The sequence below is a fragment of the Xanthomonas sp. SS genome, assembly GCF_014236835.1.
Classification (GTDB): domain Bacteria; phylum Pseudomonadota; class Gammaproteobacteria; order Xanthomonadales; family Xanthomonadaceae; genus Xanthomonas_A.
Map to the genome: position 1 here is coordinate 953,256 of NZ_CP051190.1, position 18,545 is coordinate 971,800.

Annotated in this window: 11 protein-coding genes; 7 read left to right on the forward strand and 4 right to left on the reverse strand. The window is 69.5% G+C overall.

The features are described from left to right. Positions 1-116 precede the first annotated feature (116 nt). On the reverse strand, positions 117-1,316 hold the full coding sequence (locus HEP74_RS04070) for an OprO/OprP family phosphate-selective porin (protein WP_185815301.1): 1,200 nt from the start codon (positions 1,314-1,316) through the stop codon (positions 117-119). A gap of 246 nt (positions 1,317-1,562) precedes the next feature. Between HEP74_RS04070 and HEP74_RS04075 the strand changes: the two genes are divergently transcribed. Genes HEP74_RS04075 through HEP74_RS04085 form a run of 3 tightly spaced genes read left to right on the forward strand, consistent with a single transcriptional unit; the run spans position 1,563 to position 4,736 of the window. Continuing rightward, the gene (locus HEP74_RS04075) at positions 1,563-2,276 is read left to right on the forward strand and encodes a response regulator transcription factor (RefSeq protein WP_185815302.1); all 714 of its coding nucleotides are present in this window, start codon (positions 1,563-1,565) and stop codon (positions 2,274-2,276) included. Continuing rightward, complete coding sequence (locus HEP74_RS04080) at positions 2,269-3,657, forward strand: sensor histidine kinase (protein ID WP_185815303.1); 1,389 nt, start codon at positions 2,269-2,271, stop codon at positions 3,655-3,657. Before HEP74_RS04075 ends, HEP74_RS04080 begins: the two co-directional genes overlap by 8 nt. Then, entirely contained in the window at positions 3,654-4,736 is a 1,083-nt protein-coding gene (locus HEP74_RS04085) for an ABC transporter substrate-binding protein (RefSeq protein ID WP_185815304.1), read from the forward strand. The genes HEP74_RS04080 and HEP74_RS04085 overlap by 4 nt, the downstream gene beginning before the upstream one ends. Positions 4,737-4,760: 24 nt before the next feature. Here the strand turns inward: HEP74_RS04085 and HEP74_RS04090 are convergent, their stop codons facing one another. After that, a complete protein-coding gene (locus tag HEP74_RS04090; protein WP_255427885.1) occupies positions 4,761-7,922 on the reverse strand; it encodes a ligand-binding sensor domain-containing diguanylate cyclase in 3,162 nt (1,053 codons plus the stop codon). Between the two features lie 111 nt (positions 7,923-8,033). Here HEP74_RS04090 and HEP74_RS04095 point away from each other — a divergent pair, with 111 nt between their 5' ends. After that, positions 8,034-8,672 (forward strand): LuxR C-terminal-related transcriptional regulator, encoded by a 639-nt coding sequence (locus HEP74_RS04095; protein ID WP_185815305.1) that lies wholly within the window; start codon positions 8,034-8,036, stop codon positions 8,670-8,672. Between the two features lie 115 nt (positions 8,673-8,787). Further along, positions 8,788-9,129 carry a DUF5713 family protein gene (locus HEP74_RS04100; protein WP_185815306.1) on the forward strand — a complete coding sequence of 114 codons (342 nt, stop codon included), beginning with the start codon at positions 8,788-8,790 and terminating at the stop codon, positions 9,127-9,129. Between the two features lie 638 nt (positions 9,130-9,767). Here the strand turns inward: HEP74_RS04100 and HEP74_RS04105 are convergent. Both HEP74_RS04105 and HEP74_RS04110 read right to left on the reverse strand, forming a co-directional pair. Then, positions 9,768-12,416 (reverse strand): hybrid sensor histidine kinase/response regulator, encoded by a 2,649-nt coding sequence (locus tag HEP74_RS04105; protein ID WP_185815307.1) that lies wholly within the window; start codon positions 12,414-12,416, stop codon positions 9,768-9,770. Between the two features lie 266 nt (positions 12,417-12,682). Beyond that, on the reverse strand, positions 12,683-13,855 hold the full coding sequence (locus tag HEP74_RS04110) for an OprO/OprP family phosphate-selective porin (RefSeq protein ID WP_185815308.1): 1,173 nt from the start codon (positions 13,853-13,855) through the stop codon (positions 12,683-12,685). Positions 13,856-14,329: 474 nt separating this feature from the next. On the opposite strand from HEP74_RS04110, the gene HEP74_RS04115 reads away from it, so the two are divergent. After that, entirely contained in the window at positions 14,330-15,694 is a 1,365-nt protein-coding gene (locus tag HEP74_RS04115) for a dicarboxylate/amino acid:cation symporter (RefSeq protein ID WP_185815309.1), read from the forward strand. A gap of 150 nt (positions 15,695-15,844) precedes the next feature. After that, positions 15,845-18,139, forward strand: coding sequence for an NADP-dependent malic enzyme (locus HEP74_RS04120; RefSeq protein WP_185815310.1), 2,295 nt, complete (start codon positions 15,845-15,847; stop codon positions 18,137-18,139). Positions 18,140-18,545 lie beyond the last annotated feature (406 nt).

The window sequence follows — 18,545 nt, forward strand, 5'->3', positions numbered from 1 at the left end:
TGGTACGGGGGAAAGAGGCGTTGCTGCTGTTTTGTAGGAGCGGCTTCAGCCGCGACAGGATCTTTCCGGTACCGACCTGTCGCGGCTGAAGCCGCTCCTACAGAAGTGCGGGAGACTCAGAAGTCGTACTGAAAGCGCCCGGTGATCGCGCGGGTATGGTCGAGCGTGGTGCCGGCCAGGTGGTCGCGGTTGCGGCTGTCGATCAGGTTCAGCATCAGGCGCAGGTTCGGCTTGAGATACCAGTTGCCGGCCAGCGTCCACGACGCGGTGGACGCATCGAGGAAGTCCGCCTGGCCGTCCAGGTGCTGCGTGCCCCACATGCGGTCGTAGCGCAGCGCCAGTTCGAACGCGCCGCGCGGGTTGTTGACCTGCTTGATGCGGGTGAAGCGCCCGGTCTTGCTGTCGTAGCGACGCGATTCGCCGGTCGCGAACCAGCTGACGAAGCCATAGGCGGACATCACCTGCGCACGCTGCGCGCCATCGTCGAACAGGCCGCCGCTGAATTCGCTCTGCCACGACAGCGGGCCGCGCACCTGCGCGTACTCCAGCGACCACTTGTCCACGTCGGTATCGCGGCCGTCGGCGAAGCGCGCCAGGGTGATGCGGCTGTCGTCGGACAGATGCCCGGCCGGGCGCGGGCGGATGCTCAAAGCCGGCGCGCCGTTGGCGCCGGGATGGTCGTAGCGCTCGTGCGCCAGCGACAGGCCCAGGTGCAGCACGTCGCCATCGCGCGCGCCCGGCGCCCAGGTGCCGCGGCCGCCGAACGCATCGCCCTTGATGTTGGACACGTCGATGCTTTCCAGGCTGTAGACGCTGGCGGCCCAGGTGTAGTCCTTGCCGGCCGCCTGCCACGACACCGCCTTGCGGTACAGCGGCGCCAGCGTGCTGGCCGCGCCGCTGCGCTCCAGGAACTGGCCGAAGTTGGAGCCGGTGCGGTCGTCCAGCGAGAAATACTGCTTGAACTGGCCGACGCTCAGCGTGCCCGCGTCGAATTTGCGGGTCAGGTAGACGTCCTTGGCCTCGATGCCCTTGCCGTTGAAATCGTCCTGCAGCCCGGCGAAATCGCCTTCGACCTTGTAGCCGAAGCCGAAGAACTTGCCGGACACATCGATCCACAGCCGGCGGATCTCGGTGTCGTCGGGGTTGGGCGTGCCGCGCTGGTCGTTGTCGAACTGGGCGAAGTCCCAGTGCAGGCGGCCGCCGATCTCGGCAGTGACCGGGCCGTCGTCGTCGCCATCGGCGGCCTGCGCCAGGGCGGGCAGGGACAACACAGCGCAGGCGCAAGCGCCGCACAGGCTCAATTTCTTCAGGTTCACGTACCCTCCCAGGTGCGCGCAGCGCGTCGATGAGTCGGTAGCCCGCAGCGGAAGGCGCAGGCCAGCGTGGCTGCAGCCTAGTGCGGCGTAGCTGTCATCGACCTGTCGGTGGAGGGCCGGGATTGGGGATTCGGGATTGGGGATTCGTAAGAACACCGCGCGTCGCTGTTTCCTTTGGCGAAGGCGCGGTAGCATCCGCCGGCCGAATCGCTTTTGCGAATCCCCAATCCCGAATCCCGAATCCCAATGCGCCTTCTGCTAGTCGAGGACAACGCCGATCTGGCCGATGCGATCGTGCGGCGCATGCGCCGCAGCGGGCATGCGGTGGACTGGCAGAGCGATGGGCTGGGCGCGGCCAGCGTGCTGCGCTACCAGAGTTTCGACCTGGTGGTGTTGGATATCGGCCTGCCCGGGATGGATGGGCTGCGCGTGCTGGCCGGGCTGCGCGAGCGCGGCGATACCACGCCGGTGCTGATGCTGACCGCGCGCGACGGCATCGAGGACCGGGTGCAGGCGCTGGACGTGGGCGCCGACGATTACCTGGGCAAGCCGTTCGATTTCCGCGAGTTCGAGGCGCGTTGCCGGGTGCTGCTGCGGCGCAACCGCGGCAACGCCAGCGAGGTGGTGCAGCTGGGTGGCTTCGCCTTCGACAACGCCGCGCATACCGTCAGCCTGGACGGTGCGCCGATCGAGCTGCCCAATCGCGAATACCGCCTGCTGGAGATCCTGATCGGGCGGATCGGCCAGGTGGTGGGCAAGGACGAGATCGGCAACGGGCTGTTCGGTTTCGACGACGAGGCCGGGCCGAACGCGATCGAGCTGTATGTCGGACGGCTGCGCAAGAAGCTGGTCGGCGCGCCGCTGCGCATCGTCACCGTGCGCGGGGTCGGCTACAAGCTGGAAGCGGCCGAGGTCGAAGCGTCGCCGGCGCCACCGCAGGATGCAGGCGGCGATGGCTGAGGCCGCGCTGCCGGCACCGTCGATCCGGCGCACGCTGCTGCTGTACCTGGGCGCGCTGTCGCTGCTCGGCGCGGTGGCGCTGTTCTTCGCCGCGCGCGATTACGGCCAGCGTGCGGCCAACCGTTCCTACGATCACCTGCTGGTGTCCTCGGCGCTGTCGATCGTCGATTCGGTGGCGCTGGCCGATGGGCAATGGCAAGTGGACCTGCCGTATGCGGCGCTGGACCTGTTGGCGATGGCGCCGGAGGACCGGGTGTTCTACCGCGTGTTCGATGCGCGCGGGCGCACCATCACCGGCTACGACGATCTGCCGAAGGCGCCGTCGCTGCCGCGTGCCAGCACCGCGCCGCGATTGTTCGACGCGTTCTACAGCGGCGAGCAGGTGCGCTTCGCGGTGGTGGCGCGGCGGGTGTCGTCGGCCGCGGCGCAGGACGAGGTGTGGGTGCAGGTCGGGCAGACCCGGCGCGCGCGCGAAGCGCTGGCGCAGGATGTGGTGCTGCACGCGCTGGTCGCGATCGCGGTGCTGTCGCTGCTGTCGCTGGCGCTGGTGTGGCTGGGGGTGTATCGCGCGTTGCGTCCGCTGCACCGGATCGAGCGCGACTTGTCGCGGCGCGAACCCTCGGAACTGAAGCCGCTGGCGGTGGCGGCGCCGCAGGAAATGCACCAGATGGTGGCGGCGTTGAACCGCTTCATGGCGCGCCTGGCGAGCAGCAACGAGACCTTGCGCGCGTTCATGGCCGAGGCCGCGCACCAGATGCGCACGCCGCTGGCCGCGTTGCGCGCGCAGGCGCAGCTGGCGCTGGACGACGACGATCCGCGCGATATGCGCCGCAGCCTGGAGGCGATCGAGCGCAACGCCACGCACATGAGCCGGCTGCTCAACCAATTGCTCAGCGACGCCAGCGTGATCCACCGCGCCAACCTGCAGCGCTACGCCAGCGTGGACCTGGCCGAGGTCGTGCACCAGGCGCTGCACGAAGCGCTGCCGCAGTCGCAGCCGCGGCCGCGCGTGCAGCTGGCCATCGCCAGCGAGCCGGCGATGGTGCGCGGCGACGCGCTGCTGCTGCGCGAGGCGATCAAGAACCTGATCGACAACGCCGGCAAGTACGGCGGCGACGGTGCGCTGCAAGTAGCGTTGACCTGCGAAGCGCGCGATTGCGTGGTGACTGTGGCCGATCACGGCCCCGGCATCGCCGCCGCCGACGCCGAGCGCGTGTTCGAACGCTTCGCGCGCGGCGAGGGCGCGGCCGCCGGCGGCGCCGGACTCGGCCTGGCGATCGTCAAGCGCGTGGTCGACAGCCACGGCGGGCGCATCGATCTGTCCAACCGCGTCGGCGGCGGCCTGATCGCCAGCCTGCGCCTGCCCAGGTTGCATCCATGATTCCACTTCGATCGCTTCGCGCCACGCTGTTGCTGCTGGGCTGCCTGCTGTTCCACGACGCGCTGGCCGCACCCGGCGACATCCGCCGCTTCCCGGCGCAGGGCGGCGCCGAGGCGCAACTGTGCATCCAGGGGTCCACCGACATCGAGGTGTTCGCCGCAGTGATCGGCGACTACCAGCGGCTGCATCCGCGTACCGAGGTGGTGTACCAGGACGTGATCGCCTGGGACATGTACCAGCGCTACCTGCATCCGCAGCCGGGCGCGCGCTGCGCCGACCTGCTGATCAGCGCCAGCATGGACCTGCAGACCAAGCTGGTGAACGACGGCCACGCGCTCGCGCACCGTTCGCCGCAGACCGAGGCGCTGCCGGCGTGGGCGCAATGGCGGCACGAGGCGTTCGGAATCAGCTACGAGCCGGTGGCGATCGTCTACAACAAGGCGCGGCTGCCGGCGGCGCAGGTGCCGCGCACGCGTCGCCAGTTGCTGGAGCTGCTGCGCGCGCCGGGCATGCCGCTGCGCGGCAGGATCGGCACCTACGACGTGGAGCGCAGCGGGGTGGGCTATCTGTTCGCGACCCAGGACGGGCAGATCGGCAGCATGTCCGGCGCGTTGCTGGCGGCGATGGGCGACAACCAGGTGGTGCTGGAAGAACGTACCGGCGTGCTGCTGGACCGGGTCAGCCGCGGCGAACTGCTGCTGGCCTACAACGTGCTCGGGTCCTACGCGCAGGCGCGGATCGACGCCGGCGCGCCGCTGGCGATCGTGCAGCCGGAGGACTACACCTTGGTCGCGCTGCGCACGGCCGTCATTCCGCGCGATACGCCGCATGCGGCCGAGGCGCGCCGGTTCCTCGACTATCTGCTGTCGCCGCGCGGGCAGCAGGTGCTGTCGCGCGAAGCGCGGCTCAAGCCGATCCTGCCGGGCGCCAGTGGCAGCGGCGGCGCGGCGCCGGCGGCGACGCCGGCGTTCCGCCCGATCGCGCTGGGGCCGGGCTTGCTGGTGTACCTGGACGCGCTCAAGCGCCGCCAGTTCCTGGATGCCTGGCGCAGCAGCATGCGCCGCCATCCGCCGCGCTGAACGCGCCTAGGCGGACGCCGGCGCTCAACGCGCGAAGTGCGGCGGCTGCGCGGTGGAGTGCACGATGCGCACGCTGTCGCCGAGCTGTTCGGGCGCGCCGCCGGCAAGCAAGGCTTGCACGCGCGGCCGGTCCGGCGCCGCGCCGGCGCCCAGCCCCACCCAGGCGTTCTTGCCGGCGCCCTTGGCCGCGTACAGGCAGCGATCGGCCAGGCCCACGCTCTGCTCCCAGTCGCCCAGCGCCGGCCACGCCGCCACCAGCGGCCACGGCGCGAAACCGATCGAGCAGGTCAGGGTCAGTTCGCGCTGCTCTAGCGCGAAACGCTGCGCGGCCACCGCCGCGCGCAGGCGCTCGGCCAGCGCCTCGGCGGCGCCGTCGCGAGGCAGGCGGGTGACCAGCACGAATTCCTCGCCGCCCCAGCGCACCAGCAGGTCGCGCTCGCCGCACAGCGCGCGCAGGCTGTCGGCGCAGTGCACCAGCGCGGTGTCGCCGGCCTGGTGGCCGTAGTCGTCGTTGATGCGCTTGAAGTTGTCGATGTCGATCATGAAGAAATACAGCGCATCGGCGCTGCTGCCGGCATCGAGTTGCGCGCGCAGCGCGGGACATTCGCGGGCCAGCCAATCCTGCAGTTCGCGGCGGTTGGAGACCCGGGTCAGCGGATCCAGGCGGGTGGCCGCTTCCAGTTGCGCATTGCTCTGCAGCAGTTGCTGGTTGGCGCGCTCCAGCTGCCGCGTGCGCTCGGCGACGGTGAGGTTCAGCAGTTCCACCATGTCGCGCTCGCGGTTGACCGTGCGGCGCACGCGCTGCGCGCCCAGGCCGAGCAGCAGCAGGCCCAGCAGCGCATAGCCGGCATACGCCAGCGGATGCCGCCATGGCGGCGGCCGCACCTCGATCTGCAGCGTGCGCGCGGCGCCGAACTGGCCGTCGCGCCCGGCCGCCTGCAGTTCCAGCGTGTAGCGGTCCGGCGGCAGATGGCTGACCGAGAATTCGCTGTGCGCGGTCTGCGGATAGATCCAGCCCTTGTGCAGGCCGTCGACCCGGTAGCGCAGCCGCGCCGTGCCCGGCGCGGTGAAGTCGATCGCGGTCATGCCCAGGGTGAACACGTTGTCGCGATAGTCCAGCGCGATGTCGTGCGCATACACCACGTCGGTCTCGGTCTGCCGCTTGCCGTCGTGGCTGCCTTCGCTGGCGTCGAGCACGCGCAGGTCGGTCAGCACCGCGCGTGCCGGGTGGCTGCGCAACGGCAGCTTGTGCGGGTCGATCACGTCCACGCCCTGCGTGCCGCCGAAATACAGCAGCCCGCGGCTGTCGCGGTAGCCCTGGCCGCTGTTGTATTCCTGGTTCTGCAGGCCGTCGCGGCTGCCCAGGTTCTGCACGATGCGGGTGGCCGGATCGAGCACGCTCAGGCCGTTGTTGGTGCTCAGCCACAGCCGTCCCTGCGGATCCGGCAGGATGGTGTAGATGACGTTGCTGCTCAGGCCTTCGCGGTCGGTGTAGCGCACCGCGAGGTCGCGCTTCAGGTCCACCGCATACAGCCCGCCGGAGAACGTGCCCACCCACAGCACGCCGTCCTTTTCGTACAGCGCCCACACCGACGGATACAGGCCGGCGCCGCCGGGGCGGTAGGGCTCGGCCGGCCGGTCGCCGCGTATCCGCCACAGGCCGCAGTCGTTGCAGCCGATCCACAGCGTGCCCTGGGTGTCGCGGTACACCCGGGTCAGCATGCGCCCGGCCAGCGGCGCCCAGCGCGGATCGTCCTGCACGCGGCCGTCGACCACCCGGGTCAGCCCGCGGCGCGTGGCCACCCACAGCGTGTCGCCCTCGCGCAGCAGGCCGTTGACGTGCGCATCGGCCAGCCCGTCCACGCGTGCCAGCGCGCCGTTTTCGTCCAGGCGCCACAGGCCGTGGCGGGTGCCCAGCCACCAGTGGCGGCCGTCGCCCTCGATAGCCCGCACCATGCGCGTGTCCAGCGCGGCCGGGACCTGCCAGGACGCGCGGCCGCGCTCGCGCAGCAACAACCCCTGGTCGGTGCCGATCAGCATGCGCGCGCCGTCGCGCCAGATGCTGCGCACGCTGGGACTGGGCCAGGCATGGGTGTCGCTGAGGTCTTCCTCGTCGTTGCGGATTACCGCCGACATCGGCCGCACCCGGTACAGGCCGGCGGTGTAGGTGCCGATCCACCAGGTGCCGTTGCCGTCCTGGTAGAACCGGGTAATCGCGCTTTGCGGCGGCACGTCGAAGCTGAGCCGCCGCGGCGTCGCCGCGTCCTTGTCCAGCTGCGTCACCGTGCCATTGGTAGAGCCGACCAGCACCCGCCCGTCGGCCAGGCGGATCAGCGCGCTGAGATCGCTGTGCGCGGTCAGCAGTTGCTGCGTGCTCCAGTGCGCGAGCGTGGTGCCTCGCGCATCGAGCTTGAACAGCCCGGCGCTGGCCGAGGCCAGCCACAGCCCCTCCGGCCCGGATTGCAGGCCCACGCATTCGTCGATGCCGGGCGGTGCGGGCAGCGCCTGGCGCGCGTTCGCGTCGAGCAGCCACAGCCGGCAGCGCCGGTCCAGCGCCACCGCGCGCTTGCCGTCGGGCATCCAAGTCAGGCCGACCACCGGCGCATCGCCGCCCAGCGGCAGCACCCGGCTCAGCGCCGCGTCGACGCGGTCGATGCCGTGCTCGGTGCCGAGCCAGGCGCCGCCGCGCGGATCGATCAGGATGTTGGTGATCCGGTTGTGCGACAGGCCGTCGGTCACGCCCAGCCGATGCCGCTTCCAGGTGGCCAGGTCGATCACCTCCAGGCCGGCGTCGTTGCTGCCCAGCCACAGGCGGGTGCCGCGGGCTTCGAAGGCGAGGCTGTCGATGCTGCTGCTGAGCAGGCTTTGCCGGTCGCTGGCGTTGAGCTCGTGCCGGTAGACGCGGAACAGATGGCCGTCGAAGCGGTTCAGGCCCTCCTGCGTGGCGACCCACAGGAAGCCCTGGTCGTCGCTCTGCAGCGCGGTGATGGTGAGCTGCGACAGCCCGTCGTCCAGGCCGAAGTGCTCCAGGCTGCTCGGCAGATCCGTGTCGTCGCCATTGCTGGTGGCGGTCGCCGCGGCCGTCGCGGCCACGCTCGCGCCTGGCGCCAGCAGCGCCGCCAGCAGCGCGCAGCGGCACCCGGTCGGGCGCAGGCTGCGCAGCAGGGTCGAAAGGGTCCGGATCACGCCTCGCTATCGGCCGCCGGTGCTGCGGCTTGAATGCCGCCACTGCCGGGGGCGGGGCGATTCCTGGCGCAGGACCGGCACGGTGGCGGCCGCGCATGCCAGACTGTAGGCATGGATGCGCCCACGATTCTGGTCGCCGACGACCATCCCCTGTTCCGCGCCGCGGTGCTGCACGCGCTGCGCCAGGCCTTGCCGCGCGCGCGGGTGACCGAGGCGTCCAGCGCCGCCACGCTGGATGCCGCGCTGGCCGCGCAGGCGCACGTCGACCTGGTCCTGCTGGATCTGGCGATGCCTGGCGCGCGCGGCTTCTCGGCGCTGCTGCACGTGCGCGGCGAACGTCCGGAGGTGCCGGTGGTGGTGATCTCCTCCAACGACCACCCGCGGGTGATCCGCCGCGCGCAGCAGTTCGGCGCGGCCGGCTTCATCCCCAAGTCCTCGCCGGCCGAGACCATCGGCATCGCGGTGGCGGCGGTGCTCGACGGCGGCACCTGGTTTCCGCCGCTGACCGCCGCGCGCTCGGAAGCCGACGCGCAACTGGCCGCGCGCCTGGCGCAGCTGACCCCGCAGCAGTTCCGCGTGCTGCTGTGCTTGGCCGACGGCCTGCTCAACAAGCAGATCGCCTACGAACTGGGCCTGGCCGAGAACACGGTGAAGGTGCATGTGACCGCGATCCTGAAAAAGCTCGAATGCCACAGCCGCACCCAGGCCGCGGTGCTGGTCAAGGCGCTGGAGCCGGAAGGCGAGGCCTGAACCCCGCGCGGGGTTCGGCCAAGCGATGGGCCGGGAGCGTTTTCCGCCGCGCCCGGATACGCGATGCTATGCACTGGCGCCCGCGCTTCCTGCGGGCGGAAAGGACCCCCGGACCATGCCTATCCGCAACGAGCAGATCGCCTACTACCCGTTCCTGCAGGAAATGCTGGACGACGATTATTTCCCTTCCTTCCTGGTCGGCAAAGGCCAGAAGATCCTGCTGCGGCTGTGCGAGGCGATCGAGACGCAGGCACCACCGGACCTGCCGGCGCTGTACCGGCTCACCCATGCCGCCACCGAGGAATTCAACGCGCTGGCGTTGGAATTCGAAGCGCACGACAGCGAGATCGAGACCGCCGCGCGCGACAACATCGGCGTGGATTTCCTGTATATCGCCAAGACCTACGGCTTCGATGCCGCCGATGCCGAGGAGTTGATCGCGCCGCGCGAGTGGTGAGCGGGCGGTGGTGGATCGGGCGTCGGGGTCCGTGCACGGCGGCTGTTCCCTTCTCCCCTCGGGAGAAGGTGGCCCGAAGGGCCGGATGAGGGTACGTGCGCAGCCTCGCGCACCCAAACTCCGCGAGACGCTGCGCGCCGGACCCTCACCCCAACCCCTCTCCCGACGGGAGAGGGGCTAGTCGGCTGCTTCCTTCTCCCCTCGGGAGAAGGTGGCCCGCAGGGCCGGATGAGGGTACGGGCGCAGCCTCGTGCACCCAAACTCCGCGAGACGCTTCGCGCCTTACCCTCACCCCAACCCCTCTCCCGATGGGAGAGGGGCTAGTCGGCTGTCCCTTCTCCCCTCGGGAGAAGGTGCCCCGCAGGGGCGGATGAGGGTACGTGCGCAGCCTCGCGCACCCAAACTCCGCGAGATGCTTCGCGCCGGACCCTCACCCCAACCGGGAGAGGGGCTAGTCGGCTGTTCCTTCTCCCATCGGGAGAAGGTGCCCCGCAAGGGCGGATGAGGGTCCGGGCGCAGCCTCGCGCACCCAACTCCGCGAGACGCTTCGCGCCGGACCCTCACCCCAACCCCTCTCCCGATGGGAGAGGGGCTAAGGCATGCCGCGGCTGCTCCCTTTCGCCTTCTGCGAAAGGGGCTCAACCGCGCCGCAACAGCATCTGCGTCATCAGCGCGCGCAGCGCCGGCGCGCGCACCGGCTTGGACAGGAAGCCCCAGCCGTGTTCCTGCGCCAGCGCGCGCAGCGCCGGGTCCGGTTCGGCGGTGACCAGGATCACCCGCGGTTCGGCGTTCCAGCGCCCGCACAGTTGCGCGAACAAGGCCGGGCCGTCGCGCTCGCCCATGCGCACGTCCAGCAGCACCAGCTCCGGCGCCTGCGCCGGCTGCGCCGCGGCCAGTGCCTCCTCCGGCCCGGCGGCCAGTTCCACCCGGCAGGCCCAGCGTTCCAGCAGCGCGCGGCTGGCCTCGCAGACGCGCGGGTCGTCGTCGATGCACCACACCCGGCAGCCATGCAGGATCGGGTCGTCGCCGTTGTCGCTGGCCACCGCGGTCGGCGCCTGCGCCTGCGCCGCGGCGGCGGCGTCGCCCAGCGCCACGGTGACCGCGAACACGCTGCCGCGGCCAAGCTGCGAGCGCAGGCCGATGCGGTGCCCGAGCAGGCGGCCGATGCGCTCCACGATCGCCAGCCCCAGCCCGGCGCCGCGGTCGTGGGCGACGCCGTCGCCGAGGCGGCGGAACTCTTCGAAGATCTCCTGCTGCAGCGCCTCGGGGATGCCCGGGCCTTGGTCGTGGACCTCGATGCGCAGGCTGTCGCCGTCGCGGCGGCAGCCGAGCAGCACGCGGCCGCGCGGGGTGTAGCGCACCGCGTTGGACAGGAAGTTCTGCAGGATGCGCCGCAGCAGGGTCTCGTCGCTGCGCACCGCGGCGCGCGTGGGCACGTAGTCCAGATGCAGGCCACGGTCTTCGGCGACGATGCCGAACTCGTGCGCCAAGGTCTGCAGCAGTGGCCCCAGCGCGAAGTCGCGCACCTGCGTCTTCAGCGTGCCCGCTTCCAGCCGCGAGATGTCCAGCAGGCTGTTGAGGATCGCGTCCTGCGCGACCAGCGCGTTGTCGACATGGTCGGCGATCTGTCGCGCGTCGTCGTCGTGCAGCTTGCCGCGCAAGGCGGACACGAACATGCGCGCGGCGTTGAGCGGTTGCAGCAGGTCGTGCACCGCCGAGGCGACGAAGCGGGTCTTGTAGCGATTGGCGTTCTCGGCCTCGCGCTTGGCGTCGGCCAGGTCGCGGGTGCGCTCGGCGACGCGGTGCTCCAGCGCGTCGGCCAACGAACGCAGTTCGCGCGCGGCGTTCTTGTAGCTGGTGATGTCGGCATAGCTGGTGACGAAGCCGCCGTCGGGCAGCGGATTGCCGCGGATTTCGAGCACTGTGCCGTCGTCCTTCTCGCTCTCGCGCATGTGCGGGCGGCCGCTGCGCAGATGGTCGAGGCGGCGTTGGATCGCCGCCTCCACCGGGCCGGGGCCGAGCAGGCCGCGGCGCGCGTTGTAGCGGAACACGTCCTCGATCGGGCGGCCGATGCGGATCAGCTCCGGCGGGAACCGGAAGATCTCTAGGTAGCGCGAATTCCACGCCACCAGGCGCAGCTGCGCATCGATGATCACCACGCCCTGCGGCAGATGCTCCAGGCTGCGGCTGAGGCCGGTATCGGCCTGTTGCGCGGCCTGCACCACGCCATCCTGCGCGGTCCGCAATTCCTGCGCATGTTGTTGCAGCAGCGACTCCAGTTCGCGCCGGCTGCGCTGGCGCAGCCGCGCCAGGCGCTGGCGTTGCTGGAACAGCAGGCCCAGGAACACCAGCGCCAGCCAGATGCCGGCCGCGGCCAGCGCGGCGGCGCGGCCGGCGGCGCGGCTGCCGCCGATGTCGTGCAGCAGGTGCAGGCGCCAGCCGCTTTCCGGCAGCGCCATGCTCTGCCACAGCAGCGGCGCGCGCTGCGCAGGCGCGTCGATGCGCATCACCTGGCCGCCGTCGTCCAGCGTGGCCAGGCTGCGCCGCTGCGCCGGCAGCAAGGTCTGCCGCGCGTATTGGCGGGTGGCCAGCAGCTCGTCGCGTTCGTGGGCGCTGAGCGGCTGCAGCTGGCGGTAGCGCCAGGCGTCGCGGCTGGACAGAAACACCACGCCATGGCGATCGCTGACCAGCACCACGTCGGGCACGCGCAGCCATTCGCGTTCCAGCGCGGCGAGTTCGATCTTGATCACGATCACGCCGAGGGTGTGCCCGGCCTCGTCGCGGATCGCCTGCGACAGGAAATAGCCGGGCACGCCGGTGGTCATGCCGATGCCGTAGAAACGTCCGCTGCCCTGCGCCAGCGCCTGCTTCACGTAGGGGCGGAAACTGTAGTCGGCGCCGACGTTGCTGCTGGCCAGGCGCCAGTTGCTGGCGGCCACCGCCACGCCGTCGGCATCGATCAGGGTCAGCGTCGAGGAGCGGGTGACGTCGTTGGCGCGTTCCAGCTTCAGGTTCAGCCGCTGGTGCGCGGCCGGGTCCAGCGGCCCGGTCAATGCCTCGCGCAGTTCCGGATCCAGTGCCAGCACCTGCGGCAGCGTGCGGTAGCGGTCGATGCGCTGCTGCAGGGTCTGTGCGTACAGCTCCAGCTGCTGGCGCAGTTGCCGGCTCTCGGCGCGCAGCGCGCGCTGTTCGGCGAAATGCCCGGCCGACAGCATCGCCAACGCCATGCCGCCGAGGGCGGCAAGCAGCAGCAGGGCGAAGCGGCGATAGCGCAGGGCGGGATACATGCGGCGGAGTGGCGCGGTCGGGACGGTATCCTGCCAGCTTAGCGGCAGCGGCACGCGTGCTGGTGGCGATGCGTTCCGCGGAAGGTTGCGCTAGGCGTTCCCGCTGTGTCGCGGCGAGCGCGCAAGCGGCCGATGCAGCCGGATCGCCGAATGCACAACGGCAGCGCCGGCCCGTGTGCAAAGGGCCGTCGCTGCCGTCGCGTGTCTTCGTTGCGAACGCACCTCGATCGGCAGTGCCGATCGAGATGCGGATCAGGACCTGCCGATCAGAACTGCACCTGCGCGCGCAGGTCGATCGAGTCCGGCTTGGTGTGCACGCCGGCGCGCTCGGCATCGGCGCGCACGTAGTTGGCCTGGAACTTGAAGTGGCTGGTCAGGTACCAGTTGGCGCCCACGGTCCAGTCGTGCTGGCGGCCGCCGAGCACGCTGCCGTCGTCCAGATCCAGGCGGCTGTAGCGCAGCAGCACTTCGACCGCGCCGTAGGCATTGGCCGGCTTGACGTTGGCCACGTTGCCGGCGCTGTACGGGCGCGACTCGCCGGTCAGCACGTAGCTGGCGAACACGTACTGGCCGTCGGCGGTGTAGTCCGGGCGACCGTTGTCGCGGGTGACCTCGGCGCGCAACGCTTCGCCCTGCATCGAGAACGGACCCTTGATCCAGATTCCCTCCAGGCCGGTGCGGCGCACCTGGTCGGCATCGACCAGGGTGCCCGAATCGACCAGGCGCACGTCGGTCAGGCCGGCTTCCGGACGCGCACGCAGGCGCACGCGCGGGCTGAAGCTCACGTCCAGGCCGTTGTGGTAGCCGCGCGGGCTTTCCTGCGAATACGCCAGGCCCAGGTGCAGCACGTCGCCGTCGGCCTTGAACGGGGTCCACACGCCGCGCACCGCCTGGGTGGTGCCGGGGTTGTCGCCCTGCAGGTCCTTGCCGCCGTACGCGCCGGCCTGCAGCAGGTACTGCGGACGCTCGAAGGTCCACTCCACGCCGGTGCGGCGGCCCTGGTAGATCGCCTGGATCGGCAGCGCGGTTTCCAGGAAGCTGTCGGCGCGCGAACTGGTCACGCCTTCCAGGCCGACCGGCACCTTGATGTAGCCCAGCCGCACCTTGCCGTAGTCGCTGCCGAACAGCGCCTTGGTCTCGAAGCGGAAGAACACGTCCAGCCACAGCTTGGACTGGAAGTCGAAGTACACCATCGCGTCGTACACGCCCTTCTTCTTCAGCGTGGCGCCGAATTCCTTGCGGCGGAACGCGTTGTCGTCTTCCAGGCGCGCGTCGTCGTCGGAGAAGTTGTTCCAGTCGTAGCCGTAGTTGCCGGTCACGGCCAGTTCGGTGCCGTCGCTGAAGGCGACCTTGGTCGGCCAATCGTCGAACCCGCTGGCGGCAGCGGCGGGAGCGGCGGCGGTCAGGCACAGCGCAGCGAAGAGAAGGGTATGGCGCATGATGTGATGTCTTCTTGATGAGGAAAAAAGCGCGCCGGCACTCGACAGACGGGACGGCAAGGCTTGCGCGGGCGGTGCAGCGTGATGCCGACCACGACGTTCCCTCGGCCGTGGTGCGGGGCGCAGCGCCGGAACAACGAGCCGCCCGCATGCAATAGCGGACGCATCCGGCGGTTCTTTACAGCGGTGTTGCGATCCTGCGACGGCGCATCGCCCCTGAATACGCATGCGACGCCGGCAGCGCCGGCGGCAGATCGGCAGGCGACGCGGCATCGGCGGGCATTTACCTGGCCGGCATCGCGCGTCGCACCTCCCTCCCGTGAGCGTGCCGGAACACTGTAACTGCCTCGGCGGCGTCGCGAACAGGGGACTAGTACCAATAGGTTATCTGCTTAGAAGCGGGCGCCGCGTACAAAGGCAGCATTCCGCGACCTGCGTCGGGTTGCCGGTCTACATCCGCTCCGGAGCGCTCACATGCATATCCCCGCTTCCCCTGCCGGCCCCGCGCCGCGTCCTGTGCCGTTCTATAGGCATACGTACGTCCAGGTGCTGGTCGCCATCGTCATCGGTGCCTTGCTCGGCCATCTGGAGCCGTCCTGGGGCACCCAGCTCAAGCCGCTGGCCGACGCGTTCATCAAGCTGGTGAAGATGATCATCGCGCCGGTGATCTTCCTGACCATCGTCACCGGCATCGCCGGCATGACCCAGCTGAAGACGGTGGGCCGCGTCTTCGTCAAGGCGATGGTGTACTTCCTGTTCTTCTCCACGCTGGCGCTGGTGGTCGGCATGATCGTCGCGCACGTGGTGCAGCCCGGCGCGGGCATGAACGTCAATCTGGCGACGCTGGACCAGAGCAAGGTCGCCAGCTACGTGCAGAAGTCGCACGACCTGACCCTGGTCGGCTTCTTGATGGACATCATTCCCAATTCTCTGATCGGCGCGTTCACTGGCGACCAGGTGGTCAACGGCAAGTTGGCCGGCCCCAATGTGCTGCAGGTGCTGTTCGTCGCCGTGCTGTTTGGCGTGTCGCTGGCCCTGGTCGGCGAGCGCGGCAAGCCGGTGCTGAACCTGCTGGAGGCGCTGATCGCGCCGGTGTTCAAGCTGGTGCACATCCTGATGAAGACCGCGCCGATCGGCGCGCTGGGCGCTATCGCCTACACCATCGGCGAACACGGCCTGCATTCGCTGGTGCAGCTGGCCTGGCTGGTCGGTTCGTTCTACGTCACGTCCTTGCTGTTCGTGTTGGTGATCCTCGGCGCCGTGGCGTACCTGTGCGGGTTCTCGATCTTCAAGCTGATCCGCTATCTGAAGGCGGAGTTGTTGCTGGTGCTGGGCACGTCCTCGTCCGAATCAGCGCTGCCGTCGTTGATGGAGAAGATGGAAAAGGCCGGTTGCGAGAAGTCGGTGGTCGGGCTGGTGGTGCCCACCGGCTATTCGTTCAACCTGGACGGCACCAACATCTACATGACCCTGGCGGCGCTGTTCATCGCCCAGGCCACCAACACCGAACTGACCCTGTGGCACCAGATCACGCTGTTGCTGGTGGCGATGCTCAGCTCCAAGGGTGCCGCGGGCGTGACCGGCGCCGGCTTCATCACCCTGGCGGCGACGCTGGCCGTGGTGCCGGAAGTGCCGGTGGCCGGCATGGCGCTGATCCTGGGCGTGGACCGCTTCATGAGCGAGTGCCGTTCGCTGACCAACTTCATGGGCAACGCGGTGGCCACGGTGGTGGTCTCGCGCTGGGAGAACGCGCTGGACCGCGATCGCCTGCGTCTGGCGCTGGACGGCGAGGTCATGCCGCTGCCGGCGGTGACGGCCGAACCGCTCGCTGCCCGCTGATCTGCTGCAGCGTACGACGCGCCGGCATTGCCGGCGCGTCGCTTTTTTTCAGGTGCCGGCGCGCGCGGCGACAGCCGCCAGACAGGACCGGCCATGGCCGCGGAGAGTAGAATTCCAAGCCTCCGCGCCTTTCGACAAAAGAAGCCCTCGATGTCAAACGACGATTTCAAACAGGCCGCCCTCGACTATCACCGCCAGCAGCCGCCGGGCAAGATCAAGGTCGCGGCGACCAAGCCGATGCTGACCCAGCGCGACCTGTCGCTGGCCTATTCGCCAGGCGTGGCGTTCGCCTGCGAAGCGATCGTCGCCGATCCGCAACAGGCCAGCGAGCTGACCGCGCGCGGCAACCTGGTCGCGGTGATCAGCAACGGCACCGCGGTGCTGGGCCTGGGCAACATCGGCCCGCTGGCGTCCAAGCCGGTGATGGAAGGCAAGGGCGTGCTGTTCCAGAAGTTCGCCGGCATCGACGTGTTCGACATCGAGATCAACGAGAACGATCCGGACAAGCTGGTCGACATCATCGCCAGTCTGGAGCCGACCTTCGGCGGCATCAACCTGGAAGACATCAAGGCGCCGGAGTGCTTCATCGTCGAGCGCAAGCTGCGCGAGCGGATGAACATCCCGGTGTTCCACGACGACCAGCACGGCACCGCGATCATCGTCGGCGCCGCGGTGCTCAACGCGCTGGTCGTCACCGGCAAGAAGATCGAGGACGTCAAGCTCGCCACCACCGGCATGGGCGCGGCGGGCATCTCCTGCGTCAACATGCTGGTCTCGCTGGGCCTGAAGCCGGAGAACATCCTGGCGCTGGACCGCGACGGCGTGATCCATACCGGCCGCACCGATCTGGATCCGGACAAGCAGCGCTACGCGCGCGACACCGACAAGCGCACCCTGGCCGAGATCGTCGAGGGCGCGGACATCTTCCTCGGCCTGTCGGCCGCCGGCATCCTCAAGCCGGAGATGGTGGCGACGATGGCGGCGCAGCCGGTGATTTTCGCGCTGGCCAATCCCAATCCGGAAATCACCCCGGAGGCGGCCAAGGCGGTGCGCCCGGACGCGATCATCGGCACCGGCCGTTCGGACTACCCGAACCAGATCAACAACGTGCTGTGCTTCCCGTACCTGTTCCGCGGCGCGCTCGACGTCGGCGCCACCGGCATCAACGAGGCGATGAAGATCGCCTGCGTCAAGGCGATCGCGGCGATGGCGCGGCGCGAGGCCTCCGACCTGGGTGCGGCCTACGGCGGCGAGACCCCGAGCTTCGGCCCCGATTACCTGATCCCGCGGCCGCTGGACCCGCGTCTGCTGGTTGAGCTGTCCTCGGCGGTGGCGCAGGCGGCGATGGACTCGGGCGTGGCCACGCGCCCGATCGCCGACATGGAGGCCTACCGCGACAAGCTCGGCCAGTTCGTCTACCGCACCAGCCTGATGATGAAGCCGGTCTACGACCGCGCCCGCGCCGACAAGCAGCGTGTGGTCTATGCCGAGGGCGAAGAGGAAGTGGTGCTGCGCGCGGTGCAGAGCGTGATCGACGAAGGCCTGGCGTTCCCGATCCTGATCGGCCGTCCGGACGTGATCGAGGCGCGCATCCAGCGCCTGGGCCTGCGCATCACCGCCGGCGTGGACTTCGAGATCACCAACATCCACGACGATCCGCGCTTCAACGACTACTGGCAGTACTACCACTCGTTGACCGAGCGCCGCGGCGTCACCGTCACCGCGGCCAAGGAACTGATGCGTTCGCGGCCGACGCTGATCGCCGCGGTGATGGTCGCGCGCGGCGAAGCCGACGCGCTGCTCACCGGCGTGGTCGGCCGCTTCCACAAGAAGCTCGGCTACGCGCGCAGCGTGATTCCGCTGGAACCGCGGGTCAGCTCGACCTCGGCGATGACCGGGGTGATCAACCAATTGGGCGCGTTCTTCTTCCTGGACACGCACGTGCAGGAAGATCCGAGCGTGGAGCAGATCGTCGAGGCCACGCTGCAGGCCGCATTCCGACTCAGGCTGTTCGGCATCGAGCCGAATATCGCGCTGCTGTCGCATTCCAACTTCGGCAGCCACGACTCGCGCGACGCGCTGAAGATGCGCCAGGTGCGCGAGGCGCTGCTCAAGCGCAAGCCCGAGCTCAACATCGACGGCGAGATGCAGGGCGACACCGCCTGGGACGAAGCGCTGCGCAAGCAGATCATGCCCAACAGCACCTTGAAGGGCCGCGCCAACCTGTTCGTGCTGCCGAACCTGGAAGCGGCCAACATCGCCTACAACCTGGTGCGCGTGTTCACCGACGGCGTGGCGATCGGCCCGATCCTGATGGGCATCTCCAAGCCGGTGCACATCCTCACCACCAGCGCCACTTCGCGCCGGGTGATGAACATGACCGCGATCGCCGCGGTCGATGCGCAGATCCGCAAGCAGCTGGAAGCGGAGAAGAGCGCGCCGTAAGCAAGCGCTTCGGCGCGTTCGGTACGCATGCGCGCAGCCGCTGATGGCTGCGCGTTTCGCTGCAGTCGTCCGGATCGGTTGGTGTATGTACGGCGGGCTGCCTGCAGCGCGTCCCTATGTCATTGCGTCGGACTTGCCCGATTCCCCGCCGAGATCACCGATCCGGCGATGGGTCGCAAGGCGCGCACGCGCTTCGCAGATGACCGAGTGAAGCAGCGGGGTCTGGTGGACCAGGCCTGAGGCGGGTCGAAGTCAAAGCAGGCTGGTTTGGCGCCTGGCCACGGAATGCCGTGAACGCTAAAAGCAGGCGCGATCAAAGCGTGGCGCGTGAACGATTTAGGAGTTGCCGCGCAAAAACCTGCCGCAAGATGCGCAAAAGCACGACGCCATGCGGCGCCCGCCAACG